We start from the raw sequence: 23,043 nt of genomic DNA on the forward strand, positions 1-23,043 counted from the left end.
CCTTGCGCGTACTGCTGACCGGACACCAGGGCTATCTGGGCACCGTGATGGCCCCGGTCCTCGCGGCCGCCGGGCACGAGGTCGTCGGTCTTGACGCCGGCCTGTTCGCCGACTGCGTGCTGGGCCCGCAGCCCGCGGACCCGCCGGGGCCGCGGGTGGACCTGCGCGACGTCACGGCCGAGCACGTGGCCGGGGTGGATGCCGTGATCCACCTGGCCGCGCTGTCCAACGACCCGCTGGGATCGCTGGCGCCGGAGCTCACCTACGACATCAACCACCACGCGTCCGTGCGGCTGGCCCGGCTGGCCCGCGACGCCGGAGTGCGGCGCTTCCTGTACGCGTCGACCTGCTCGGTCTACGGCGCCGCAGGCGGCGGCGACCTGGTGACCGAGGACGCCCCGCTGCGACCGGTGACGCCGTACGCGGAGTCCAAGGTGCGGGTGGAGGACGACCTGCACGCGCTGGCCGACGGCGACTTCAGCCCGGTGTTCATGCGCAACGCCACCGCCTTCGGCTACTCGCCCCGGCTGCGCGCCGACATCGTGCTGAACAACCTGGTGGGGCACGCCCTTTTGTCCGGCGAGGTCCTTGTGCTCTCCGACGGCACCCCCTGGCGCCCGCTGGTGCACGCGGCCGACATCGCACGGGCCTTCGCGGCCGCGCTGACCGCGCCGCGCGAAGCCGTGCACGACCGGGCGTTCAACATCGGCAGCGAGATCAACAACGTCACGGTCGCCGAGATCGCCGAGCAGGTCGCCGAGGCGGTAGCCGGCGCGAAGGTGGTGATCACCGGAGAGACCGGTGCCGATCCGCGGTCGTACCGGGTGGATTTCTCCCGGTTCCGCGCCGCGCTGCCCGGCTTCGACTGCGAGTGGACGGTGAAGCAGGGTGCGCTCGAACTCGCCGACGCCTACAGGAAACACGGACTGACCCGGGAGGACTTCGAGCGACGCTTCACCCGGCTGGCCGTGCTGCGCGCGGCGACCGAAGCCGGCGCCGTCGACGACACCCTGCGGTGGCGCCGATGACCACGGCCGGCGAAGAGATGCACACGCTGGTGGAACGGTTGTACCCGCTGTGCCGGAGCATCACCGGCGACGGTGTGCGCGCCACTCTGGAGATCGTCGGCGAGTACGTCCCGCTGCAGGTGCACGAGGTGCCGACGGGGACTCAGGTGCTCGACTGGACGGTGCCGCAGGAGTGGAACATCCGGGACGCGTACATCGCCAACACCGCCGGCAACCGGGTCGTCGACTTCGCCGCGTCCAGCCTGCACGTGCTCGGCTACAGCGTGCCGGTGGCTGCGACCATGCCGCTGGCCGAGCTGCGCGGACATCTGCACACCCTGCCGGACCACCCGGCCTGGGTGCCGTACCGCACCAGCTACTACAAGCCGGAATGGGGGTTCTGCCTGGCCCAGGAGACCTTGGACGCGCTGCCGGACGGCGAGTACGAGGTGCGCATCGACTCCACACTCGCCGATGGCCACCTCACCTACGCCGAGCACGTGGTCCCCGGGCAGGTCGCCGACGAGGTGATCGTCTCCTGCCACGTCTGCCACCCGTCGCTGGCCAACGACAACCTGGCCGGCATCGCGGTGGCGACGTTCCTGGCGCGAGCGCTGGCGGAGGAGCAGCCGTACTACACCTACCGGTTCCTGTTCGCGCCCGGCACCATCGGGGCGATCACCTGGCTGGCCCGAAACGCGGAGCGGATCGAACGGGTCAAGCACGGCCTCGTGCTGGCCTGCGCCGGAGACCCGGGACAGGTGACGTACAAGCAGAGCAGGCGCGGCGACGCGGAGATCGACCGGGTGATGCGGCACGTGCTGGCCGCATCCGAACGCCCGCACCGCGTCAACGAGTTCACTCCGTACGGCTACGACGAGCGGCAGTTCTGCTCGCCCGGGTTCAATCTGGGCGTGGGCTCGCTCACCCGGACCCCGTACGCGGGCTACCCCGAGTACCACACCTCGGCGGACAACCTGGACTTCGTCTCCCCGACGGCGATGGCGGACACCCTCGCGGTCTGCCGCGAGGCGTTCGCGGTCCTCGACCGCAACCGGCGGTACCTCAACCTCAGCCCCTACGGCGAACCGCAGCTGGGCCGGCGCGGGTTGTACGACGCGCTCGGTGGCCGCAGTGACACCAAGCAGGCCCAGATGGCCATGCTCTGGGTGCTCAACCTCTCCGACGGCGAGCACAGTCTGCTGGACGTCGCCGAGCGGTCCGGGCTCCCGTTCGACACCGTCGCCGGCGCGGCCGGTGCTCTGCACGAGGCCGGGCTGATCAAGACATGACGCCGATGACCACCGAGGGGGAGAATCCGCAGACAACGGCGCCACCGGCCCGATCCGCCAAGCGGGCCCTCGTCGGCCGGCTCTCCTGGGGACTGGCCGACCAGGCGGCCTCCAGCGTGAGCAACTTCGCGGTGGGCATCTACGTGGCCCGCTCGCTGGGGGTGACCGCGTTCGGTGTGTTCAGCCTCGCCTGGGTGACGTACGGCGTGGTGCTCAACGTCTCCCGCGGCCTTGCCACCGACCCACTCGTGGTGCGCTTCAGCGGGGTGCCGGAGGAGTCCTGGCGCGGGGCGGTGGCCCGCTCGACGGGTACCGCACTCGGCGTCGGTACGGCCCTCGGAGTGGTGTGTCTGGTGGCCGGGCTCGGCCTCGGCGGCCGGGTGGGGCCCGCGTTCGCCGCCCTCGGTGTCATGTTGCCGGGGCTGCTGCTCCAGGACGCCTGGCGGTTCTCGTTCTTCGCCGCCGGCAACGGGCGGAAGGCGTTCGTCAACGATGTCGTGTGGGGCATCGCGCTCGTCCCGGCCATGGTGGTGGCGGCCCATGTGGGCAGCGTGGCCGCCTTCGTGCTCGCCTGGGGCGCGTCCGCCACGGTGGCGGCGGGGTACGGCTGCGTCCAGTCCGGCATCCGGCCCCGGACGGCACAGGCACGCGGGTGGCTGCGCGAACAGCGTGATCTCGGCTACCGGTATCTGGTCGAGAACGTCAGCCTCAGCGGCGCGAGCCAGCTGCGGGCGTACGGGCTCGGCGCGATCGTCGGAGTGAGCGCGGTGGGCGCGGTGCGGGGCGCCGAGCTCCTGCTCGGCCCGTTCCTCGCCGTACTGATGGGGCTTTCGCTGGTCACCGTCCCGGAGGCGGCACGGGTGCTGCGGCAGGCCCCGCGTCAACTGGGCAGGTTCTGTCTCCTCCTCGGCGGGGGGCAGGCCGCCGGAGCACTGCTCTGGGGCTCGGCGCTGCTGCTGATGCCGGGCCGGCTCGGCGAGCTGGCGCTCGGCGACGTCTGGCACTCCTCCTCACACCTCATCGTGCAGATCACCCTCAGCGTCGCGGGAGCGGGCCTCGGCACCGGCGCGGCGGCCGGGCTGCGCGCGCTCGGCGCGGCCCGGCGCAGCCTGCGCTGCCAGCTGTTCGCCTCCGCCTGCTACGTCGGCGGCGGGCTCGGCGGGGCGGCCCTCGCCGGCACGGCCGGCTCGGCCTGGGGCGTCGCCGCCGCGACCATCAGCGGCTCGGTCGTGTGGTGGCTGCAACTGCGCTCCGCCCTGCGCGAGCGCCACCGCGATCCCATCCCCGAAGTGAGGACCTCATGACCGACCGACCGAGGCTGAGCATCGGCCTGCCCGTGTACAACGGCGAGGAGTACCTGGCCGAGTCGTTCGACGCCCTGCTCGGCCAGACCTACGAGGACTTCGAACTGGTCGTCTCCGACAACGCCTCGACCGACGGGACCGAGGACATCTGCCGCAAGTACGCCGCGCAGGACTCCCGCATCCGGTACCTCCGGCTGCCCCGGAACATCGGCGCCACGCCGAACCACAACCATGTGTTCGCCGAGTCCCGCGGCGAACTGTTCAAGTGGGCCTCGCACGACGACCTCTACGGCCGCGACCTGCTGCGGCGCTGCGTGGAAGCCCTGGACGAGCGGCCGGACGTGATCCTCGCACACACCGACCAGGCGGTCATCGACGGCGACGGCCAGGTGACGGTGCCCTACGAGTACACGCTCGCCACCGACTCCCCGCACGCGCCGGAGCGCTTCCGCAGTCTGTTGTTCGAGCCGGGAGGCGACGACTTCTACGGGGTGATGCGGGCCGACATGCTGCGCCGGGTGAGGCCGCTCGACAGCTACCACCACGCGGACCGCACCTTCGTCGCCGAGATCACCCTGCACGGGCCCTTCCACCAGGTGCCGGAGCTGCTGTACTTCCGCCGCGACCACCCCACGCGCGCCGAGCGGGCGAACCCTTCAAAGCGCTCCCGGTGCGTCAACCTGGACCCGCGCCGGGCAGGCCCGCTGCACCCGACGCCCCGGCTGCTCGCCGAGTACGTCTGGGGCTTCGCCTCGGCGATCCGGCGGGCGCCGCTGTCCCCGGCCGACCGGCGCGCGTGCTACCGCCACCTGGCCGCGTGGATGACCAGCCGGGTCCGGCCCGGCGCCGGCGAGCGGGTCGAGGACCGCGCCCCCGTCGACCCGGCCCAGCTCACGGTCTCCGTCGACGCCCTCGTCGCCGGTCGTGAGGGGAGGCACGCATGACGTCCGCCGACCGAACTCCGGTGCGCGTCGGGGTGTTCGGCCTGCTCGGCTCCGGCAACCTCGGCAACGACGGCTCGCTCGAAGCCGTCCTCGGATACCTCCGCGCCGACCACCCGGAGGCGGTCGTGGACGCCCTGTGCGGCGGGCCCGAGGCCGTGACGGCCCGGTTCGGGATCCCCGCCACACGGATGCACTGGAACCGCGCCGAGTACCGGACCGCGTCACGTGCGGGCGCGATCGCGGCCAAGGGGCTCGGCAAACTCGTCGACGTCTTCCGCACCGCCGCCTGGGTGCGCCGGCACGACGTGGTGATCGTGCCGGGCATGGGCGTCCTGGAGGCCACACTGCCGCTGCGGCCGTGGGGCTTTCCGTACTCGCTGTTCCTGCTCTGCGCGAGCGGCCGGCTGCTGCGCACCCGGGTCGCGCTGGTCAGCGTCGGCGCCGCCGAGATCGGCAACCGGCCCACCCGGGCCCTGGTGCGCTGGTCGGGGCGGCTGGCCGCGTACCGGTCGTACCGGGACGCCCAGTCCCGCGACGCGATGCGGGCGATGGGCGTGGACACCGCGCGCGACGAGGTCTACCCGGACCTCGCGTTCGCCCTGCCGACGCCACGGGCGAGCGCGCCCTCGGCCCCGCCGGGCCCTGTCTGCGTCGGCGTCATGGACTTCCACGGCGGCAACGACGATCGCGCCCGGGCCGAGGAGATATACCGGCGCTACCTCGACGGGACGGTCCGGTTCGTCCGCGCGCTGGTCGAGGAGGGCAGGGCTGTCCGGCTGCTCACCGGTGACGAGTGCGACGCGTCGGTGGTCGCCTCGATCCTCGACGCGGTGGATTCACCGCTGGTCACCGCTGCCGAGCCGTCCTCACTGGCCGACCTGATGAAGGAGATGGCGGCTGCCGACACCGTGGTGGCGATCCGTTACCACAACCTGATCTGCGCGCTGAAGACCGGTACGCCGGTGCTCGCTCTCTGCTACGCGGCGAAGAGCGACGCGCTCATGGCGGAGATGGGCCTCGGCGCGTACTGCCACCCGGCGCGCGAGGTCGACGCCGACCGACTGCTCGAGCAGTTCCGTGCGCTGGAGAAGCGTTCGGCCGAGCTGCGGCAGACCCTCACCGAGCGGAACCTGGCCGCCGCCCGGCAACTCGAGCACCAGTTCAACTCCTTGACCGCGGCCCTGTTCCCGGCGACCGACCACGCCCACACCTTGCGGAAGGCTCCATGAAGGCGACCGAAGTCCCGGAGATCACCGGCGCGTACCTCTTCGAGCCGACGCCGTACGCCGACGAGCGCGGCTTCTTCTGCCGCACGTTCGACGCCGACGTGGTCCGCTCGGTGGGCCTCGACCCGGACGCCTTCGTCCAGGACAGCCTGTCCCGCTCGGTCCGGGGCGTGCTGCGCGGCCTGCACCTGCGCTCCGGCGCAGGCGAGGCCAAGCTGGTGCGGTGCTCGTACGGGAGGATCTTCGACGTCGTCGTGGACCTGCGGCCGGACTCGCCGACATACCGGAACCGGGCCTTCTTCGAGCTGTCCGGCGAGACGCAGGTGACCTTGTACATCCCGGCGGGGTGCGCGCACGGCTTCCAGGCGCTGACCGAGACCGCCGACACCTCGTACCGGATCGACCGCCCGCACGATCCGGCCGAGGACGTGACGATCGCCTTCGACGACCCCGAGCTCGCCATCCCCTGGCCGCTGCCGGTCACATCGATGTCCCAGCGGGACCGGGAGGCGCCGAGCCTCGCCAAGGTCCTGCAGCACAAGGAAAGTTGAGGTCGGCGTGCCCACCGAAGACACCGAAGAACTCCTTCTGCCCCGCTCGCGGGTGGCGAACGAGCGGCTGCACGCCATGATCCCCGGGGGCGCGCACACCTACGCCAAGGGCGACGACCAGTACCCCGAGAACCTGGCCCCGGTCATCAGCCACGGCCGCGGTGCCCACGTGTGGGACATCGACGGCAACCGCTACGTCGAGTACGGCTCCGGCCTGCGGTCGGTCAGCCTCGGCCACGCCCACCCACGCGTGATCGAGGCGGTGCGGCGGGAACTCGACCGCGGCAGCAACTTCGTCCGGCCGTCCATCGTGGAGGTCGAAGCCGCGGAACGCTTCCTGGCCACGGTGCCGACGGCCGAGATGGTGAAGTTCGCGAAGAACGGCTCCGACGCCACCACCGCCGCGGTGCGCCTCGCCCGCGCCGCCACCGGGCGCCCGCGGGTGGCCATCTGCGCCGACCATCCGTTCTTCTCCGTCGACGACTGGTTCATCGGCACCACGCAGATGTCCGCCGGCATTCCGGCGGCGACCAACGAGCTCACCGTGGCGTTCCCTTACGGGGACCTGGCCGCCACGCAGGAGCTGCTCACCCGGTACCAGGACGAGGTCGCCTGCCTGATCCTGGAACCCGCCACCCACACCGAGCCGCCGCCCGGGTACCTCGCCGGCCTGCGCGAGCTGGCCGACCGGCACGGCTGCGTACTGATCTTCGATGAGATGATCACCGGCTTCCGCTGGTCCGAGGCGGGCGCCCAGGGCCTGTACGGCGTCGTCCCCGACCTCTCCACGTTCGGCAAGGCGCTGGGCAACGGATTCGCCGTCTCCGCGCTGGCCGGGCGGCGCGATCTGATGGAGCGGGGCGGGCTGCGTCACTCCGGAGACCGGGTGTTCCTGCTGTCCACCACGCACGGTGCGGAAACACACTCCCTGGCAGCAGCGATGGCCGTGCAGACCACCTACATCGAGGAGGGCGTCACCGCGCGGCTGCACGCCCTGGGCGAGCGGCTGACCGCCGGTGTCCGCGACGCCGCGGCCGCCATGGGCGTCGGCGACCACGTCGTCGTCCGGGGCCGGGCCAGCAACCTGGTCTTCGCCACCCTCGACGAGAACCTGCGGCCGTCGCAGCGGTACCGCACCCTGTTCCTGCGCCGACTCCTCGCGGGCGGGGTGCTGGCCCCGTCGTTCGTGGTGAGCAGCGCGCTCGACGACGCCGACATCGATCACACCGTCGACGTGGTGGCCCAGGCATGTGCGGTGTACCGGAAGGCACTGGACGCCGCTGACCCCACCCCCTGGCTGGCCGGACGACCGGTGAAGCCCGTATTCCGCCGCCGGGCGTGACGTGACGTCAGAGACGCTCCCGCCGACCGGCGTCGGCCATCCGATCGACCAGCCGGTCAGCCATCCGGTCGACCAGCCACGCGGTCGCCGGTATCACCGCCAGCGCGGTGCACCAGCCGCCGAGGACGTCGGTCGGGTAGTGCGCGCCCAGGGCGACCTGCGCCCAGCCCATGACGGCGCCGGCAACCAGCGCCGCGGCGAGCACGAGTATCGTGTCGGCCGTCCTGCCGAGGCCGAGCCGGCCGGTCGCGAGCAACGCCACCACGAGGGCGAGCGCGGTGGCGAAGGCGGTGTGCCCGCTCGGGTAGGACAGGTTCCCGTCGTGGATGGTGCGTCCCACCAGGGACTTGAGCAGCGTCGCCGTCCCCACGGCCATGCCGACGCCGGCCACGACGAGCACCGCCGCGCGAGGACGCCGAAGCAGCAGGCAGCCCGTCACGGCGGCCACGACCAACGTCGCCGCCCCCACGGGCTCCCCCAAGAAGTCCATGACCAGAGCGACGTGCCGCCACGGCGGCCGCACACCGTCCACCGCCGCCGAGATCCGCGCGTCCACCATGCTGGGCCTGCTGTCGTCGGCATACAGGGCCCCGAGCGCGACGACCACCAGCGCGGCGAGGGCCGCAATCGGCCCGAGCCGCACGCGCAGCGATGGGGGCAGCACCGCGGGCGCCGACCGGCCGGTCACACGCCCACCGCGTCCGGTCGACCTGAGGTGCTTTGCTCATGCCCGCGCCGGCGACCGCGCCCCACGACGGCGGGGCGTTGTTTCCGGACGACTCCAGTGACCGTAAGTCCGGCCACGCCACGGCCTATGTGTCCCGTCAGTACCTCGGCTCCCGCGGGCAGGCCGGAAACGGCGTGGTCGCGGCCACGACCGCCCGCGCCGCGCGCATCGCGTCTCGGGCTCTGGTCGCCGGCTGCCGCCACAACCCCAGCGGAAGCCCGCACACCGTCGCAGACCATCCGGCAGATGCGATGCACCTTCCCCCTCCCGTCGGGGCCGACGCCATGTCACCCGCCGCTACGGCGATGCCGCGCCCCCGAGAACTGCCCGCTGCCGCCCGCCGACATGCCTTCTGGTGCCAACTCCCCACCAACGAGCCCCCCGCCGTCCACTTGGCACCCTAACCAACAACGCGGTCGCGGCAAACCGCCGTCGGAAAGTCCGCGTGTCAACACTCCTCGAATTTTGCTTCTGGATGGTTCTCCGCATCCACCTGTTGCATCCACCGGAAACAGGTCGAACCTATGCCCATTCCCGAGAAGCCACAGGTCAGACGGCCTGTCGGACCGGCTCAAGAATGGCGACGCACTCCACATGATGCGTCATCGGGAAGAGATCGAACGCCCGCAGCGTCCGTACCTTGTACCCGCCGTCGCGGAAGTACCCGAGGTCGCGGGCGAGCGCCGCCGGGTCGCAGGCGACGTACGCGATGCGGCGGGCGCCCAGGGACGAGAGTTGCTCGACCGTCTTCTTGCCGGCGCCGGCGCGGGGCGGGTCGAGGACGATCAGGTCGACCTCGGTGATGCCGGTGCGCGGGAGGACCGACTCGACCTTGCCCTGTTCGATGCGGACCCGCTCGAAGGCGGTGAGGTTGTGCCGGGCGTCCTCGACCGCGCGCTTGCCGGACTCGATGCCGAGGACCGCGCCCTTGTCGCCGAGGCGGTCCGCGAGGGCGCCCGCGAAGAGGCCGACGCCGCAGTACAGGTCGAGCGCCATCTCGCCCTTGCGCGGCATCAGGCCCTGCATGACGGCCTTGACCAGGGTGTCGGCCGCCATCGGGTGGACCTGCCAGAAGCCGCCGCTGCCGACACGGTACGTACGGCCGTCGGCCCGCTCGCGCACGAACGCGCGGCCGTGGACGCGGTGGATGCCGCCGTCGTGCTCCTCGACGCGCATCACGGAGACGGGCTTGTCGAGCTCCACGAGGGGCAGTCGGGCGCCGGGGCGGGGCTCCAGGATGACCATGCGGTCCTGGGAGCCGGTCGCGGCGATCGCGTCGACCGAGGCCATGCCGGACCAGTCGCGCTCCTCGATACCGAGTTCGCTCACGCCCGGCGCCGCGATCATGCAGTGCTCGATCGGCTCGACCTCGTGCGAGCGGTGGCGGCGCAGTCCGGCGTTGCCGTCCGCGTCCACGGCGTACTGCACACGCGTGCGCCAGGCCGGGACCTCGCCGGCGGGCAGCTTGTCGCCCTCGGCGGGCATCACCGTGCCGTCCCAGCCCGCCTCCTCGGGCGTGAGGCCCGCGAGCCGCTGCAGCTGCTCGGCGATGACCTCGCCCTTGAGGCGGCGCTGCGCGCCCGGCTTGGCGTGCTGCCAGTCGCAGCCGCCGCAGCGGCCGGGTCCCGCGTAGGGGCAGGGGGCTTCGACGCGGTCCTTGGACGCCGAGAGGATCGTCACCGCGTCCGCGCGCAGGAAGCGCGCGCCCTCCTCGCCCTCCGTGACACGCGCGACGACGCGCTCGCCGGGCAGGGCGTGCCGGACGAAGAGGACCTGGCCCTCGGCCGAACGGGCGATGCAGTGCCCGCCATGGGCCACGGGGCCGATCTCGACCTCGTACTCCTCCCCCACCAGCGATTTCTTCGGTTCTGCCTGCATGGCGGGGTGACTCCAGATGCGAAAGGGGATGAGGAAGGGGTCGCGGAACCGCGAACGGCCGGACAACAGCCCACCAGTCTACGTGGACGTTGCCCGGCCGCTCACCACAAGGCCGTCGGCCCCTGCGGTCGCAAGGCCGTCAGCCCTTGGCGTTCGAGGACTCCTTCGGGCGCTCCTCCGCCGGACCCCGGCGCACCGCACCCGGCGCGTTCCACTCCTGCCGCTTACGGGCCCGGTTCCTCGCGACCTCCGAGGACTCCAGCTGGTAGGGCACCGAGGTGACCATCACACCGGGTGTGAACAGCAGCCGGCCCTTGAGCCGCAGCGCGCTCTGGTTGTGCAGCAGATGCTCGTACCAGTGGCCGACCACGTACTCGGGGATGATGACCGAGACCGCGTCGCGCGGGGACTCCCGGCGCAGGCCCTTCACGTACTCGATGACGGGCCGGGTGATCTCGCGGTACGGCGAGTCGAGGACCTTCAGCGGTACGTCGATGCCGCGCCGCTCCCACTCCTCGCGCAGTGCCTTGGTCTCGGCCGGGTCGACGTTGACGCTGAGCGCCTCGAGGGTGTCGGAGCGCATCAGCTTGGCGTAGGCGAGGGCCCGCAGGGTCGGGCGGTGGATCTTGGAGATCAGGACCACCGAGTGGACCCGGGAGGGGCGGACACTGTCGTCGGAGGGCCCCTCGGGGGCGGCGATCTCCTCGGCGACGCGGTCGTAGTGCTTACGGATCGCGCTCATCGTCGCGTAGAAGATCACCATGCCGAGCAGGGCGACCCAGGCGCCGTGCGTGAACTTGGTGACGAGGACGACGACCAGCACCAGGCCGGTGAAGAAGGCGCCGAAGGCGTTGATCGCGCGAGAGCGGAACATGTGGCTGCGCTTGGCCGGGTCCTTCTCGGTGCGCAGGTGGCGGTTCCAGTGCCGGACCATGCCGGTCTGGCTGAGCGTGAAGGAGACGAAGACGCCGACGATGTAGAGCTGGATCAGCCGGGTCGAGTCGGCGCCGTAGATGACGACCAGGAGCGTGGCCGCGCCCGCGAGCAGGACGATGCCGTTCGAGAAGGCGAGGCGGTCGCCGCGGGTGTGCAGCTGGCGCGGCAGATAGCGGTCCTGGGCGAGGATCGAGCCGAGCAGCGGGAAGCCGTTGTACGCGGTGTTGGCCGCGAGGAACAGGACCAGCGCGGTGGCGGCGGCGAGCACGATGAACAGGAAGCTGCCCTTGCCGAAGACCGCCTCGGCGACCTGAGAGATCACCGGGTTCTGGACGTAGCCGGAGCCGATCGGGACGCCGTTGTGGATCAGGTCGGTGGCTGGGTTCTCGGCCATCCGGACCTTGGTCGACATGGCCAGGGCGATGATGCCGCAGAACATGGTGACGGCCAGCAGGCCCATCGCCGCGAGAGTGGTCGCGGCGTTCTTCGACTTGGGTTTGCGGAAGGCGGGGACGCCGTTGGAGATGGCCTCGACGCCGGTGAGCGCCGCGCAGCCGGAGGAGAAGGCGCGCAGCAGCAGGAAGACGAGCGCGAAGCCCGCGAGCCCCTGGTGCTCGGCCTTGATGTGGTAGTCGGCGGTCGGGGCGCGCATGGTGTCGTTCAGGACGAGCCCACGGAAGGCGCCCCACGCGATCATGATGAAGACGCCCGCGACGAAGACGTACGTCGGAATCGCGAAGAGCTTTCCGGACTCCTTCACTCCGCGCAGGTTCATCAGCGTGAGCAGCACGATGACGACGACGGCGCACAGCACCTTGTGCTCGACGACGAAGGGGATGGCGGAGCCGAGGTTCTCGATGCCGGACGAGATCGACACGGCGACGGTGAGGACGTAGTCGACGAGCAGCGCGCTGGCGACGGTGAGGCCGGCCCTGGGGCCGAGGTTGGTGTTGGCCACCTCGTAGTCGCCGCCACCACTGGGGTAGGCGTGCACGTTCTGTCGGTAGGAAGCGACCACCGTGAACATCAGCACGACGACCGCGAGCGCGATCCAGGGGCTGAAGTGGTAGGCCGACACGCCCGCGATGGAGAGGACCAGAAGCACTTCCCCGGGTGCGTAGGCCACGGAGGAGAGCGGGTCGGATGCGAAGACGGGGAGTGCGATGCGCTTCGGCAGGAGGGTTTCCCCGAGCCGATCACTGCGCAGTGCGCGCCCGATCAGGATCCGTTTGGGCACGTCGGTCAGTTTGGACACGCAGAGGATCGTAAGCGTTCGAACGGGGGGTCGCCCACCCGCCGCTCGACATCTGCTCTCCGAGTGAAAACGGGGAGGGGCCCCGTTGCGGATTCCGCGGCCCCGCACTTCCGCATGTCTATATGACAAAGCCCCTGTTTATCCCACTATGGAGGTTCCATGCACGCGACCGCTGAGCTCATCGGCGCCACCGCAGGACTCGTCTGCCTCGGAATCCTGACTCTTCTCAGCGTGCGCAGCTTCAATCGCCGCTGATCGCCGGGAACGCGCAGGCGAACGTGCACAGGGGTGCCCCTGATCGACCGCGCGTGTGTAGCTTGGGCGGCGGTCTGAGACCCTGTTTAGCCTGAGCCGTAACCATTTACATTCGGAAGGACGGTCGTGCACATCGTCATCATGGGCTGCGGAAGAGTGGGTTCCGCTCTGGCCCAGACCCTGGAGCAACAGGGGCACACGGTCGCTGTGATCGATCAGGACCCCACCGCCTTCCGACGACTGGGCTCCGGCTTCGGCGGCCGTCGTGTCACCGGAGTCGGCTTCGACCAGGACACCCTGCGCGAAGCGGGTATCGAGGAGGCCGGCGCCTTCGCCGCCGTTTCCAGCGGTGACAACTCGAACATCATCGCCGCCCGGGTGGCCCGCGAGATGTTCGGCATCGAGAACGTCGCGGCGCGGATCTACGACCCGCGCCGCGCCGAGGTCTACCAGCGCCTGGGCATCCCGACCGTCGCCACCGTCCGCTGGACGGCCGACCAGATGCTGCGGCGGCTGCTCCCCTCGGGTGCCGAGCCGCTGTGGCGCGACCCCACCGGCGGGGTGCAGCTCGCCGAGGTACACGCCTCCGCCGCCTGGGTCGGCCACAAGATCAGCCGCCTCCAGGACGAGACCGGGGTGCGTGTGGCCTTCCTCACGCGGCTGGGCGAGGCGATCCTGCCCACCTCGCAGACGGTGCTGCAGGAGGGCGACCTCGTGCACGTGATGATGCGCACGAACGACGTCGAGAAGGTCGAGGCGTCGTTCGCCGAGGGCCCCGAAGAGGAGAGCGGTCACTGATGAGGGTCGCCATTGCCGGTGCCGGTGCCGTCGGTCGCTCCATCGCGGGCGAGCTCCTGGAGAACGGGCACGAGATTCTGCTGATCGACAAGGCGCCGACCGCCATCTCGGTCGAGCGCGTCCCGCAGGCGGAGTGGCTGCTCGCCGACGCCTGCGAGATCACCTCGCTGGACGAGGCGGCGCTGCAGCGCTGCAACGTGGTCATCGCGGCCACCGGTGACGACAAGGTCAACCTGGTCGTCTCACTGCTCGCGAAGACCGAGTACGGTGTCCCGCGCGTCGTCGCCCGTGTGAACAACCCCAAGAACGAGTGGCTGTTCAACGAGGCCTGGGGCGTGGACGTGGCGGTCTCCACCCCGCGTCTGATGTCGGCCCTGGTCGAGGAGGCGGTGAGCGTCGGCGACCTGGTCCGGCTGCTGCGCTTCAGCCACGGCGACGCCAACCTGGTCGAGCTGACCCTCCCGCCGGAGTCGGCCCTGGCCGGCACGCAGGTCGGCGACGTGGAGTGGCCCGAGGACACCTCCCTGGTCACGATCATCCGTGGCACCCGCGTCCTCACGCCCTCCCGGGAGGACTCCCTGGAGGCGGGCGACGAGCTCCTCTTCGTCGCCGCCCAGGCCCGCGAGGAACAGCTCGAGGACCTGCTCTCGGTCCGCCGCGACGACGCGACGAGCTAGTCGGCTCCGACAGCTGCGATACGACGCAGGGGGCGCCCGGAGATCTCCGGGCGCCCCCTGCGTCGTACGGGGAACTACGTGGTAGCGGGAATTACCTCGTACGGGAAACCGCTACGCGTCGCGGCGGTGACGGCCGGCCGTGGCCTCGTCACCGGACTCGTTCGCGAGGGCGGCCTTGCGCTCCTTCTCGGCCTGCTCCTCCGCCTCCATCTCGGCGAACACGTCGATGGGGGCAGGGGCCTTTGCCAGGAACACCCAGGTGAGCCAGACGGCAAGCAGGAAGGGCGGGATCTTCAACGCGATCAGGACCCAGCCCAGTTGCGCGGTGTTGGCCCACCAGTAGAGCGGGAAGAGGATCGCGCACTTGGCGAGCAGAATCAGGCCCCAGGCCCAACTGGCCTTCGCGTACGCCTTCTTGCGGCCCGGGTTGCGGGTGCGCCAGGAGAGGTTCTCCTTGAAGACCGGGCCGAGGATCAGACCGATCAGAGGCACGCCCGCGAGGGTCGTCACGATGTACGCGACGGCCAGGCCGAGCGTGTAGAGCATGCCCGGCAGATAGAAGTCCTTGGCGTTGCCCGTCATCATCGCGAAGACCACACCGAACGCGACGCCGAAGACGCCGCTGAAGGCGTGCTTGACGGTGTCCCGCATCGCGAGGCGGACCACGACCAGCAGCAGGGACACCGCGAGGGCGGCGATCGCCGACCAGTGCAGGTTCTTGTTGATCGTGAAGATGGTGACGAAGAGCAGGCCGGGCACCACCGTCTCGACCATGCCCCGCACGCCGCCGAACGCCTCGAAGAGTGCGGCCTCGGTCACCGCCCGCGCATCCTGCTGGGCGTCCTGGGCGTCTTCGGTCGGCTTGTCGAGCGACGTCACCGGCTACTCCCGTCCAAGGGGTCTGAGTTCGTACTTCGGATTGAACAGCACCCTACGGCCCCGGCTCATCGAAATCCGGCCCGAGGCGATCAACTTGCGTCCCGGTTCTATGCCCACGATGGAGCGTCTGCCGAGCCAGACCACGTCCAGGGCGGCCGAACCGTCGAACAGCTCGGCCTCCAGGGCCGGGACTCCGGCCCGTGGGCGCAGAGTGACCGTGCGCAAGGTACCAGTAACCGTGACGATCTGTCGGTCGTGGCAGTCACCGATCCGCGTACAGCCCGCGGTTTCGGAGTCCTCGCGCAGCTCCTCGGACTCCAGGTCCTCCTGGGACGAGGAGAGCCGGTCGATCATGCGCCGGAACCGGCCCGCCGGCTTTTCGGAACGAGGAACAGCACTCATATCCGAAAGCGTACCGGGGAGCACTGACGTCGGTTGAACGTGTGCGCCCTCCAGTGCTCTTTCGCGCACCCGTGCCCTTCCTGCATCCCTGCTCCCCCTGTACCCGTTCCCGCAAGGACTACTTCTCGAACCGGTATCCCATCCCCGGCTCCGTGATGAAGTGCCGAGGATGCGAGGGGTCCACCTCCAGCTTGCGGCGCAGCTGTGCCATGTAGACCCGCAGGTAGTTCGTCTCAGTGCCGTACGACGGTCCCCACACCTCCTGGAGCAGCTGCTTCTGGCTGACCAGGCGGCCGGTGTTGCGCACCAGCACCTCCAGCAGGTGCCACTCCGTGGGGGTGAGCCGTACGTCCCGTCCCTCCCGGTTGACCTTCTTGGCGGCCAGATCGACCGTGAAGTCCTCGGTGTCGACGACGACGTCGTCCTCGCCGCCCCCGGTCGGCTCCGCGCGGCGCACGGCGGCGCGCAGCCGGGCCAGCAGTTCGTCCATGCCGAAGGGCTTGGTGACGTAGTCGTCGGCGCCCGCGTCGAGCGCCTCGACCTTCTCGTCCGAGGAGTGCCGGGCCGAGAGCACCAGGATCGGCACCCGGGTCCAGCCGCGCAGCCCCTTGATCACCTCTACGCCGTCCATGTCGGGCAGCCCGAGATCGAGGACGACGACGTCGGGATGGCGGGCGGCGGCGAGCTGGAGCGCGCCGGCGCCGTCGGCGGCCGCGTCGACCTCGTAGTGCCGTGCCTTCAGGTTGATCACGAGGGCACGTACGATCTGCGGCTCGTCATCGACCACGAGCACCCTGGTCATGAAGCCTGCCTTTCTGCTGTTGCCGTGGCCAGGTCGGGCAGCCTGTCCACCGCCCGAACCGTGAGCACCATGGTGAGTCCGCCGCCAGGCGTGTCCTCGGCGTTCAGTGTGCCGCCCATCGCCTCGGCGAAGCCGCGGGCGACCGCGAGGCCGAGGCCGACGCCCGCGCCGCGGGGAGCGTCGCCGTAGCGCTGGAAGGGCGCGAAAATTCGGTCCTTGGCCTCGTCCGGGACGCCGGGGCCGCGATCCACCACCCGTACCTCCACCCGGTTCGCCATGGCGCTCGCGGACACCAGGACCGGTTCGTCGGCGGGGCTGTACTTGACGGCGTTCTCGACGAGGTTGGCGACCGAGCGTTCCAGCAGACCGGGGTCGACGGCGACCATGGGCAGTGTCTCGGGGATGTCCAGCTCGGCACTGCCCTCGGGTACGCCGCCCAGCGCCATCGGGACCACCTCGTCGAGGTCGATCTCGCGGATCAGCGGGGTGACCGTGCCGGTCTGCAGGCGGGACATGTCGAGCAGGTTGCCCACCAGGTGGTCGAGCCGGTCGGCGCCCTCCTCGATCGCCTCCAGGAGCTCCGCCTGGTCCTCCTCCGACCAGGCCACGTCGTCGGACCGCAGCGAGGACACGGCGGCCTTGATCGCGGCCAGCGGGGTACGCAGGTCGTGGCTGACGGCGGCGAGCAGCGCGGTACGGATGCGGTTGCCCTCGGCCAGCTCCTTGGCCTGGTCGGCCTCGTGCTGGAGGCGCTGGCGGTCCAGGACGACTGCGGCCTGGGCGGCGAAGGCGGCGAGCACCCGGCGGTCGGAGGCGGGCAGCACGCGTCCGGAGAGCGCGAGCGCCATGTGGTCGCCGACCGGCATGTCCACGTCCGCGTCCTCGGGGCGCTTCGGTGACTGGGGGCCCACGCTGCCCGCGCACGTCCACGGGTCGACCTCGCCGGCTCGCTCCAGCAGGGCGACCGACTCCATGCCGAAGGTCTCCCGGACCCGTTCCAGCAGGGCCTCCAGGCTGGTCTCGCCGCGCAGCACACTGCCCGCGAGGAAGGAGAGGATCTCCGACTCGGCGCGCAGCCGGGCCGCCTGGTGCGTACGCCGGGCGGCGAGGTCCACGACGGAGGCCACCGACACCGCGACCCCGACGAAGATCGCGATGGCGACGATGTTCTTCGGGTCGGCGATCGTCAGCCGGTGCAGCGGCGGCGTGTAGTAGTAGTTCAGCAGCAGCGAGCCGAAGGCCGCCGAGGCAAGGGCCGGGAAGAGTCCGCCGAGCAGCGCCGCCGCGACCGTCACCGTCAGGAACAGCAGCATGTCGTTGGCGAGGCCGAGGTCGATGGTGTTCAGCAGCAGAGCCAGCACCACCGGGCCGCCCACGCCGACCAGCCAGCCCCAGATGATCCGGGAGCGGCCGAGCCGCGCGCCCCGGGCGACCGGCAGTCCGCGTCCCTTGGCGACCTCGTCGTGGGTGACGATGTGGACGTCCAGGTCGGGACCCGACTCGCGGGCGACGGTGGCACCGACGCCGGGCCCGAAGACGTACTGCCAGGTCTTGCGGCGCGAGGAGCCGAGCACGATCTGGGTGGCGTTCACCCCGCGCGCGAAGTCGAGCAGCGCGACCGGTATGTCGTCCCCGACGACATGGTGGAAGGTGCCGCCGAGGTCCTCGGCCAGGGTGCGCTGGACGGCGAGTTCCTTGGGCGAGGCGGAGGTCAGTCCGTCGCTGCGGGCTATGTAGACGGCCATGACCTCGCCGCCCGCGCCCTTCTCCGCGAGCCGGGCGGCCCGGCGGATCAGCGTGCGCCCCTCGGGACCCCCGGTCAGCCCGACCACGATCCGCTCGCGCGACCCCCAGATCTTCGAGACCCGGTGCTCGCTGCGGTACTCGGTCAGGTACTCGTCGACCCGGTCGGCCACCCACAGCAGGGCGAGTTCACGCAGGGCGGTGAGGTTGCCGGGCCGGAAGTAGTTGGACAGGGCCGCGTCGACCTTGTCGGACTTGTAGATGTTGCCGTGCGCCATACGGCGACGCAGCGCCTGGGGCGACATGTCGACCAGTTCGATCTGGTCGGCCCGCCGTACAACCTCGTCGGGTACGGTCTCGCGCTGCCGTACGCCCGTGATGGACTCCACGACGTCACCCAGCGACTCAAGGTGCTGGATGTTGACGGTGGAGACGACATCGATCCCGGCGGCGAGGAGTTCCTCGACGTCCTGCCAGCGCTTGGCGTTGCGGGAGCCGGGGACATTGGTGTGCGCGAGTTCGTCCACCAGGGCGACGGCCGGGGCGCGGAGCAGTACGGCGTCCACGTCCATCTCGGTGAAGACGGAGCCCCGGTAGTCGAGCTGTTTGCGCGGAACCTGCTCCAGGCCGTGCAGCATCACCTCGGTGCGCGGCCGGTTGTGGTGCTGTACGAAGGCGACGACACAGTCGGTGCCCCGCTCCACGCGGCGGTGCGCCTCGGAGAGCATCGCGTACGTCTTGCCGACCCCCGGTGCCGCACCGAGGTAGATCCGAAGCTTGCCGCGTCCCATGGCCCCATTGTCTTCCTGTCACCGCTGTATACGCAGCGTCGACCTTACGGCCAACAATCTCGACAAATGGGGTGGGGAGTCGGCCGACGGCCGTCTTTGACGCAACCCTGATGCGCCGGTCGGCACAACCCTGATGCGCTGGTCCGGGCCCTGTTGGGCCCGGCGGTCGGCTCAGTGCTCGACGATTCCTCCGTCGCGCAGCTCCAGGATCCGATCGGCCGGGTCGAGCGGGGTCGCCCTGGAGGGGGCGATCAGGGCCGTCACCTGTTCGCCGCGGACGATCACGTGCAGCAGCTCCATCAGGGCACGGCCGGTCCCGGGGTCGAGCCCGGCCGCGAACTCGTCGGCGACGAGGAGCGCGGGTTCGCCCGCGAGGGCGCGCGCAATCGCCACGCGCTGTTGCTGCCCGCCGGTGAGCTCCCCGGGCCGGCGCGCCGCGTGGTCGGTGAGCCCGACGAGCGAGAGCAGCCGTGCGATCCGCTCCTCGCGCACGTGCTGCGCGACCCCGCGCAGCCGCAGCGGCACACCGACGTTCTCGGCGACCGTGAGCAGCGGGATGAGCCCGAGGGGCTGGAAGACGAAGCCGATCCGGTCCCGGCGCAGTTCCAGCAGGCCGTCCTCGCCGAGCCTGTCCAGTGCGAGCCCGTCAACGGTGATCCGCCCCGCGTCCGGTTCGTCGAGCCCGCCGACCATGTTGAGAAGCGTGGTCCTGCCGGACCCGGGGCAGCCGGTGAGGGCGACGAGTTCGCCGCGTGGCACATCGAAGGAGACGCCGCGCAGGGCGGGTACGACGGCGGCTCCACCGCCGTACCAGCGATGCACGTTCTCGACGCGCACCATGGTCTTCGTGGCGACCTCGACCTGGCTCATGTCCCTCCCCGGTCAGCCGGGCGATTCCCTCCCCCGCCGTTCGGGTGCCCCGGTGTCGCCACCGGGGCGCCCGGCCGGAGAGGGCGTCAGTTGGGGTTGTCCCCGTCGGTGAGAGTCTCCCAGGCGACGAAGAGGTTGTTACTGCCGGACGGCCGGTTCTGCTCGGTCAGCTTCTGGGTGTTGGTCATGGCGATGCCCAGGCGGTTGTGCAGGGCGTTGTAGCCGGTCTCGGTCACGGGACCCAGCCCGAGGGTGAGGGAACCGCCGCACAGCCAGCTCGGCACCGCCTCGCCCAGCTGGTACTTCGCCTGGAATCCGAGCGCCTGCCGCAGCCGCTCGCCGACGTCGGTGCCGTACAGGTCCTCGCCCTGGATCCGGCTGGTCTCGGCGATGTGCGAGATGGCCGAGATGCCGTACCCGGTGTGCGTGAAGTCGCGGCAGGTCTCCTGAGTGAGCCCGGTGACGAAGGTGGACTGCCCCTGCCAGTAGTTGACGATCTTCGCGGTGGTGTCGAGGTTCTGGCTCGGCACGGTCTTGGGCAGCGCGCCGTCGGAGGAGAGATAGACGTACGCGGCCGTACGGGTCCGGAACTTCGCCATGGCCTTGTCGTACGACGTCCGGTCCTCGAGGAAGACGGAGATGCCGACGGCGGCCTCCATCATCGACAGTTCCCAGTTCCCGTTGGAGTTCGAGCCGTTGATGACCTCGGGGAGGTAGACGGTGCGCAGCATGGTCGCGAAGCGGCCGGAGTTGGCCCAGGTGCCGGTGTAGGTGTACTTGATGAGCTCGGCGGCCTTGGGCCAGGAGGAGCCGGCCCAGCCGGTCTGCAGGGGCGCGTTGCTGTTGGTGTGCTCCTTGATCACGGCCGACCAGGCGTCCATCAGGGCGATGGACTTCTGCGCGTACCGGTCGTCGCGGGTGATGTACCAGGCGAGGGCGTCGGTGTACGCGGCTATCGCGTCCTCGCGCTCGTCCGTGCAGCCGTTGTTGGGGTTGGAGTAGGAGCCGCACTCCACGGTCGCGCGGGGCTTCGGGACGCGGTTCAGGTCGGCGTACTTGCTCGCCATCATCTGGTCGTACGCGGCCTTCCAGGGCTGGGCCCCGGCGTTGACCTTGGTGCGGGCGAAGTCCAGCTGGCTCCTGGAGACCGTGACTCCGGGGTGCGCGAAGGTCACGGGGGCGGCGTCGGCCTGTCGGGCGGCGGGCCAGGCGAGGGCGCCCGCGACGAGGGCGGTGACGGTGGCGAGGAGTGCGGTACGGCGCATGGTGGGGGGCCATCCGTTCTCGTATGTGAACGATGAACGCCTGTATGAACATAGGCGTTGGGCCGAGACCATAGGTACAGACCAACTGTCCGTCAAGGGATTGCACACGCGAAAGGGCCGCACCCGTCGAGGGGTGCGGCCCTTTGAAGCCGTATGGCCGTTCTGCCCTCGGAGCGTCCGCCGGCCAGGCCCTAGCGGACCTCGGTGATCTCCGGTCCGCGCTGCAGCTGTCCCATGCCTCCGGAGAAGCGGGAACCGCTCTGCTCCTCCTGCTGGACACCCTCGGGCACCATCTGCGCGTCGTTCGGCAGCTTCAGGACGATCGGGTCGCGCGGGGCCATCGGACCCTCACCGCGTACGACGACCGTGTCCCGGAAGATCTGCTCCAGCAGGCCCGCGGCCTGCGGCTGCACGGCGCCCTGCCCGGAGATCACTCCGCGCAGGAACCAGCGGGGGCCGTCCACGCCGACGAACCGCACGACCTGGAAACCACCCGTGCCGTCCGGCAGCTGCACCGGCACCTGCGCCCGCAGCTCCCAGCCCAGGGGGCCCTCGACCTCGTCGATGACACCGCCCTGCTGGGTGATGCCGGAGGCGATCTCTTCGCGCACCTCGCCCCAGATGCCCTCACGCTTGGGAGCGGCGAAGGCCTGCAGCTGGATGGCGCTGTCCTTGAGGACGACGGTGGCCGCGACGATCGCGTCGCCCGCGACCTCGACCCGCAGCTCCATGCCGTCGACTCCGGGCACGAAGAGACCACCCAGGTCCACGCGGCCCTCGGCGGGGTCCCGCACCTCCGAGTCGTCCCAGGGTCCGTCGGGCCGCGGCTCCGGCTCGAGCCTCACGCGCTCCCGGTCCGCCTCGTCCGCCTCAGTGTCGACACTGTCGACGACCTGCTCGGCCTCGCCCGCCGCGTCCTCGGCGGCACTGCCCTTCTTGCGACGTCCGAACACGTCACTGTCCTTCCCGGTCGGATACGACCGAAGCGTATCGATTCCCACCCGTTGTGCCGCCCACGGCGGCATGACCGCCGGTGGACCCGAAGCCCCCTGCGGCCCGCGCCGAGTCGGGAAGTTCCGCGACCTCCTGGAAGCGGACCTTCTCGACCTGCTGGACGACCAGTTGAGCAATCCGGTCGAAGCGCTCGAACCGCACCGACTCGTGCGGGTCGAGATTCACCACGATCACCTTGATCTCCCCACGGTACCCGGCATCAACCGTCCCCGGGGCATTCACCAGGGCGACACCGCAGCGGGCGGCGAGCCCGGAACGCGGGTGCACGAAGGCCGCGTACCCCTCGGGCAGCGCGATGGACACACCCGTGGGCAGTACGGCGCGTTCGCCCGGCTTCAGTTCACGGCTCTCGGTGGTGCGCAGATCGGCTCCCGCGTCACCGGGCTGCGCGTACTCGGGAAGCGGTACGTCCGGGTCGACGCGGCGGATCAGCACGGCGAGTTCTTGACGGGGCTCGCGGGTCACGGGTTCACCTCGAAGGCACGGACACGGCGGATCTGGTCCGGTTCGTTCATGGCGGCCCGGATCTCCTCCGGGCGGCCGTTGTCGATGAAGTGGTCGACCTTGACCTCGACGAAGAGGGCGTCCGCGCGAACGGCGACGGGCCCGTCGGGGCCACCGATCCGCCCGGTGGCGGTCGAGTAGATCTTGCGGCCGGCCACCGCCGTGACCTCGGCCTCCAGGTACAGCACCGTGTCCACGGGGACGGGCAGCACGAAGTCGGTCTCCAGGCGGCCGGTGACCGCGATGGTGCGCAGCAGCCAGTTCAGCGAGCCGAGCGTCTCGTCGAGGGCGGTGGCGAGCACTCCGCCGTGGGCGAGCCCCGGGGCGCCCTGGTGGGCAGGCCGTACCGTGAACTCCGCCGTGACGGTGACGCCCTCTCCTGCGCGGGCCTCCAGGTGCAGTCCGTGCGACTGGTCCCCGCCACACCCGAAACACTGTTCGTAGTGGGCGCCGAGGAGCTCGCCGGGGGCGGGCGCGTCGGGATGCCGCACCGGCGCGACGGCATCGGCGGAAGGCTTCAGAGCTGCGGAAGTACGACTCACAGCCGCAGACCTTACCCGCGCGTCCACCAAGTCTTCGCA

Annotated in this window: 22 protein-coding genes; 10 read left to right on the forward strand and 12 right to left on the reverse strand. The window is 70.7% G+C overall.

Features of this window, described 5'->3' with window-relative positions; genetic code table 11:
- The first annotated feature begins 2 nt into the window (after positions 1–2).
- From SMIR_RS07880 to SMIR_RS07910, 7 genes are read left to right on the forward strand one after another with little or no spacing between them, the layout of a single operon-like run.
- A complete protein-coding gene (locus SMIR_RS07880) occupies positions 3–1,028 on the forward strand; it encodes an NAD-dependent epimerase/dehydratase family protein (RefSeq protein WP_168496503.1) in 1,026 nt (341 codons plus the stop codon).
- A complete protein-coding gene (locus SMIR_RS07885) occupies positions 1,016–2,299 on the forward strand; it encodes a DUF4910 domain-containing protein (RefSeq protein WP_168496501.1) in 1,284 nt (427 codons plus the stop codon). The genes SMIR_RS07880 and SMIR_RS07885 overlap by 13 nt, the downstream gene beginning before the upstream one ends.
- Positions 2,296–3,603 (forward strand): MATE family efflux transporter, encoded by a 1,308-nt coding sequence (locus SMIR_RS07890; protein WP_422664411.1) that lies wholly within the window; start codon positions 2,296–2,298, stop codon positions 3,601–3,603. The genes SMIR_RS07885 and SMIR_RS07890 overlap by 4 nt, the downstream gene beginning before the upstream one ends.
- Positions 3,600–4,547: a glycosyltransferase family 2 protein gene (locus tag SMIR_RS07895; protein WP_168496499.1), complete on the forward strand. Its 948-nt coding sequence runs from the start codon at positions 3,600–3,602 to the stop codon at positions 4,545–4,547. Before SMIR_RS07890 ends, SMIR_RS07895 begins: the two co-directional genes overlap by 4 nt.
- Positions 4,544–5,776 carry a polysaccharide pyruvyl transferase family protein gene (locus SMIR_RS07900; RefSeq protein ID WP_212726808.1) on the forward strand — a complete coding sequence of 411 codons (1,233 nt, stop codon included), beginning with the start codon at positions 4,544–4,546 and terminating at the stop codon, positions 5,774–5,776. Before SMIR_RS07895 ends, SMIR_RS07900 begins: the two co-directional genes overlap by 4 nt.
- Positions 5,773–6,324 carry a dTDP-4-dehydrorhamnose 3,5-epimerase gene (rfbC, locus tag SMIR_RS07905; protein WP_168496495.1) on the forward strand — a complete coding sequence of 184 codons (552 nt, stop codon included), beginning with the start codon at positions 5,773–5,775 and terminating at the stop codon, positions 6,322–6,324. The genes SMIR_RS07900 and rfbC overlap by 4 nt, the downstream gene beginning before the upstream one ends.
- Positions 6,325–6,331: 7 nt before the next feature.
- Positions 6,332–7,666 (forward strand): glutamate-1-semialdehyde 2,1-aminomutase, encoded by a 1,335-nt coding sequence (locus tag SMIR_RS07910; protein WP_212726809.1) that lies wholly within the window; start codon positions 6,332–6,334, stop codon positions 7,664–7,666.
- A 7-nt stretch (positions 7,667–7,673) separates the two neighbouring features.
- Here the strand turns inward: SMIR_RS07910 and SMIR_RS07915 are convergent, their stop codons facing one another.
- Positions 7,674–8,354 carry a phosphatase PAP2 family protein gene (locus tag SMIR_RS07915; RefSeq protein ID WP_212726810.1) on the reverse strand — a complete coding sequence of 227 codons (681 nt, stop codon included), beginning with the start codon at positions 8,352–8,354 and terminating at the stop codon, positions 7,674–7,676.
- Positions 8,355–8,392: 38 nt separating this feature from the next.
- Here SMIR_RS07915 and SMIR_RS07920 point away from each other — a divergent pair, with 38 nt between their 5' ends.
- Entirely contained in the window at positions 8,393–8,797 is a 405-nt protein-coding gene (locus SMIR_RS07920) for a transposase (RefSeq protein WP_168496489.1), read from the forward strand.
- Positions 8,798–8,942: 145 nt separating this feature from the next.
- On the opposite strand, the gene SMIR_RS07925 is transcribed toward SMIR_RS07920, so the two are convergent.
- Together SMIR_RS07925 and SMIR_RS07930 are read right to left on the reverse strand one after the other, a co-directional pair.
- Positions 8,943–10,271: a class I SAM-dependent RNA methyltransferase gene (locus SMIR_RS07925; protein WP_212726811.1), complete on the reverse strand. Its 1,329-nt coding sequence runs from the start codon at positions 10,269–10,271 to the stop codon at positions 8,943–8,945.
- A gap of 139 nt (positions 10,272–10,410) precedes the next feature.
- Positions 10,411–12,462: an APC family permease gene (locus SMIR_RS07930; RefSeq protein WP_168496485.1), complete on the reverse strand. Its 2,052-nt coding sequence runs from the start codon at positions 12,460–12,462 to the stop codon at positions 10,411–10,413.
- 381 nt (positions 12,463–12,843) lie between these two features.
- Between SMIR_RS07930 and SMIR_RS07935 the strand changes: the two genes are divergently transcribed.
- Entirely contained in the window at positions 12,844–13,515 is a 672-nt protein-coding gene (locus SMIR_RS07935; RefSeq protein ID WP_168496482.1) for a potassium channel family protein, read from the forward strand.
- Positions 13,515–14,192: a potassium channel family protein gene (locus tag SMIR_RS07940; RefSeq protein ID WP_168496480.1), complete on the forward strand. Its 678-nt coding sequence runs from the start codon at positions 13,515–13,517 to the stop codon at positions 14,190–14,192. Before SMIR_RS07935 ends, SMIR_RS07940 begins: the two co-directional genes overlap by 1 nt.
- 111 nt (positions 14,193–14,303) lie before the next feature.
- Here the strand turns inward: SMIR_RS07940 and SMIR_RS07945 are convergent, their stop codons facing one another.
- The 9 genes from SMIR_RS07945 to SMIR_RS07985 all read right to left on the reverse strand — a co-directional run bounded on the left by SMIR_RS07945 (position 14,304) and on the right by SMIR_RS07985 (position 23,004).
- Positions 14,304–15,071: a DUF3159 domain-containing protein gene (locus tag SMIR_RS07945; RefSeq protein WP_168496478.1), complete on the reverse strand. Its 768-nt coding sequence runs from the start codon at positions 15,069–15,071 to the stop codon at positions 14,304–14,306.
- A 3-nt stretch (positions 15,072–15,074) separates the two neighbouring features.
- A complete protein-coding gene (locus SMIR_RS07950; protein WP_079090087.1) occupies positions 15,075–15,473 on the reverse strand; it encodes an OB-fold nucleic acid binding domain-containing protein in 399 nt (132 codons plus the stop codon).
- 118 nt (positions 15,474–15,591) lie between these two features.
- Positions 15,592–16,275, reverse strand: coding sequence for a response regulator (locus tag SMIR_RS07955; RefSeq protein WP_054237129.1), 684 nt, complete (start codon positions 16,273–16,275; stop codon positions 15,592–15,594).
- Positions 16,272–18,809: an ATP-binding protein gene (locus SMIR_RS07960; protein ID WP_212726812.1), complete on the reverse strand. Its 2,538-nt coding sequence runs from the start codon at positions 18,807–18,809 to the stop codon at positions 16,272–16,274. The genes SMIR_RS07955 and SMIR_RS07960 overlap by 4 nt, the downstream gene beginning before the upstream one ends.
- A 171-nt stretch (positions 18,810–18,980) precedes the next feature.
- Positions 18,981–19,679 carry an ABC transporter ATP-binding protein gene (locus SMIR_RS07965; protein WP_168496474.1) on the reverse strand — a complete coding sequence of 233 codons (699 nt, stop codon included), beginning with the start codon at positions 19,677–19,679 and terminating at the stop codon, positions 18,981–18,983.
- An 86-nt stretch (positions 19,680–19,765) separates the two neighbouring features.
- Positions 19,766–20,944, reverse strand: coding sequence for an alginate lyase family protein (locus SMIR_RS07970; RefSeq protein ID WP_212726813.1), 1,179 nt, complete (start codon positions 20,942–20,944; stop codon positions 19,766–19,768).
- Positions 20,945–21,135: 191 nt separating this feature from the next.
- Complete coding sequence (locus SMIR_RS07975; protein WP_101401168.1) at positions 21,136–21,897, reverse strand: DUF3710 domain-containing protein; 762 nt, start codon at positions 21,895–21,897, stop codon at positions 21,136–21,138.
- Position 21,898: 1 nt separating this feature from the next.
- Positions 21,899–22,423, reverse strand: a complete 525-nt coding sequence (dut, locus tag SMIR_RS07980) for a dUTP diphosphatase (RefSeq protein WP_095852176.1) — start codon at positions 22,421–22,423, stop codon at positions 21,899–21,901.
- Positions 22,420–23,004 carry a PaaI family thioesterase gene (locus tag SMIR_RS07985; protein WP_212726814.1) on the reverse strand — a complete coding sequence of 195 codons (585 nt, stop codon included), beginning with the start codon at positions 23,002–23,004 and terminating at the stop codon, positions 22,420–22,422. Before SMIR_RS07985 ends, dut begins: the two co-directional genes overlap by 4 nt.
- Between the last annotated feature and the right edge of the window lie 39 nt (positions 23,005–23,043).

Source organism: Streptomyces mirabilis (assembly GCF_018310535.1).
Classification (GTDB): domain Bacteria; phylum Actinomycetota; class Actinomycetes; order Streptomycetales; family Streptomycetaceae; genus Streptomyces.

What these genes read in the sequence shown, in the direction of transcription:
- SMIR_RS07890 (WP_422664411.1), top strand. Translation starts at nt 2,296, where the DNA reads ATGACGCCGATGACCACCGAGGGGGAGAATCCGCAGACAACGGCGCCA.
- SMIR_RS07895 (WP_168496499.1), top strand. Translation starts at nt 3,600, where the DNA reads ATGACCGACCGACCGAGGCTGAGCATCGGCCTGCCCGTGTACAACGGC.
- SMIR_RS07900 (WP_212726808.1), top strand. Translation starts at nt 4,544, where the DNA reads ATGACGTCCGCCGACCGAACTCCGGTGCGCGTCGGGGTGTTCGGCCTG.
- rfbC (WP_168496495.1), top strand. Translation starts at nt 5,773, where the DNA reads ATGAAGGCGACCGAAGTCCCGGAGATCACCGGCGCGTACCTCTTCGAG.
- SMIR_RS07920 (WP_168496489.1), top strand. Translation starts at nt 8,393, where the DNA reads ATGCCCGCGCCGGCGACCGCGCCCCACGACGGCGGGGCGTTGTTTCCG.
- SMIR_RS07925 (WP_212726811.1), bottom strand. Translation starts at nt 10,271, where the DNA reads ATGCAGGCAGAACCGAAGAAATCGCTGGTGGGGGAGGAGTACGAGGTC.
- SMIR_RS07940 (WP_168496480.1), top strand. Translation starts at nt 13,515, where the DNA reads ATGAGGGTCGCCATTGCCGGTGCCGGTGCCGTCGGTCGCTCCATCGCG.
- SMIR_RS07950 (WP_079090087.1), bottom strand. Translation starts at nt 15,473, where the DNA reads ATGAGTGCTGTTCCTCGTTCCGAAAAGCCGGCGGGCCGGTTCCGGCGC.
- SMIR_RS07955 (WP_054237129.1), bottom strand. Translation starts at nt 16,275, where the DNA reads ATGACCAGGGTGCTCGTGGTCGATGACGAGCCGCAGATCGTACGTGCC.
- SMIR_RS07960 (WP_212726812.1), bottom strand. Translation starts at nt 18,809, where the DNA reads ATGGGACGCGGCAAGCTTCGGATCTACCTCGGTGCGGCACCGGGGGTC.
- SMIR_RS07965 (WP_168496474.1), bottom strand. Translation starts at nt 19,679, where the DNA reads ATGAGCCAGGTCGAGGTCGCCACGAAGACCATGGTGCGCGTCGAGAAC.
- SMIR_RS07970 (WP_212726813.1), bottom strand. Translation starts at nt 20,944, where the DNA reads ATGCGCCGTACCGCACTCCTCGCCACCGTCACCGCCCTCGTCGCGGGC.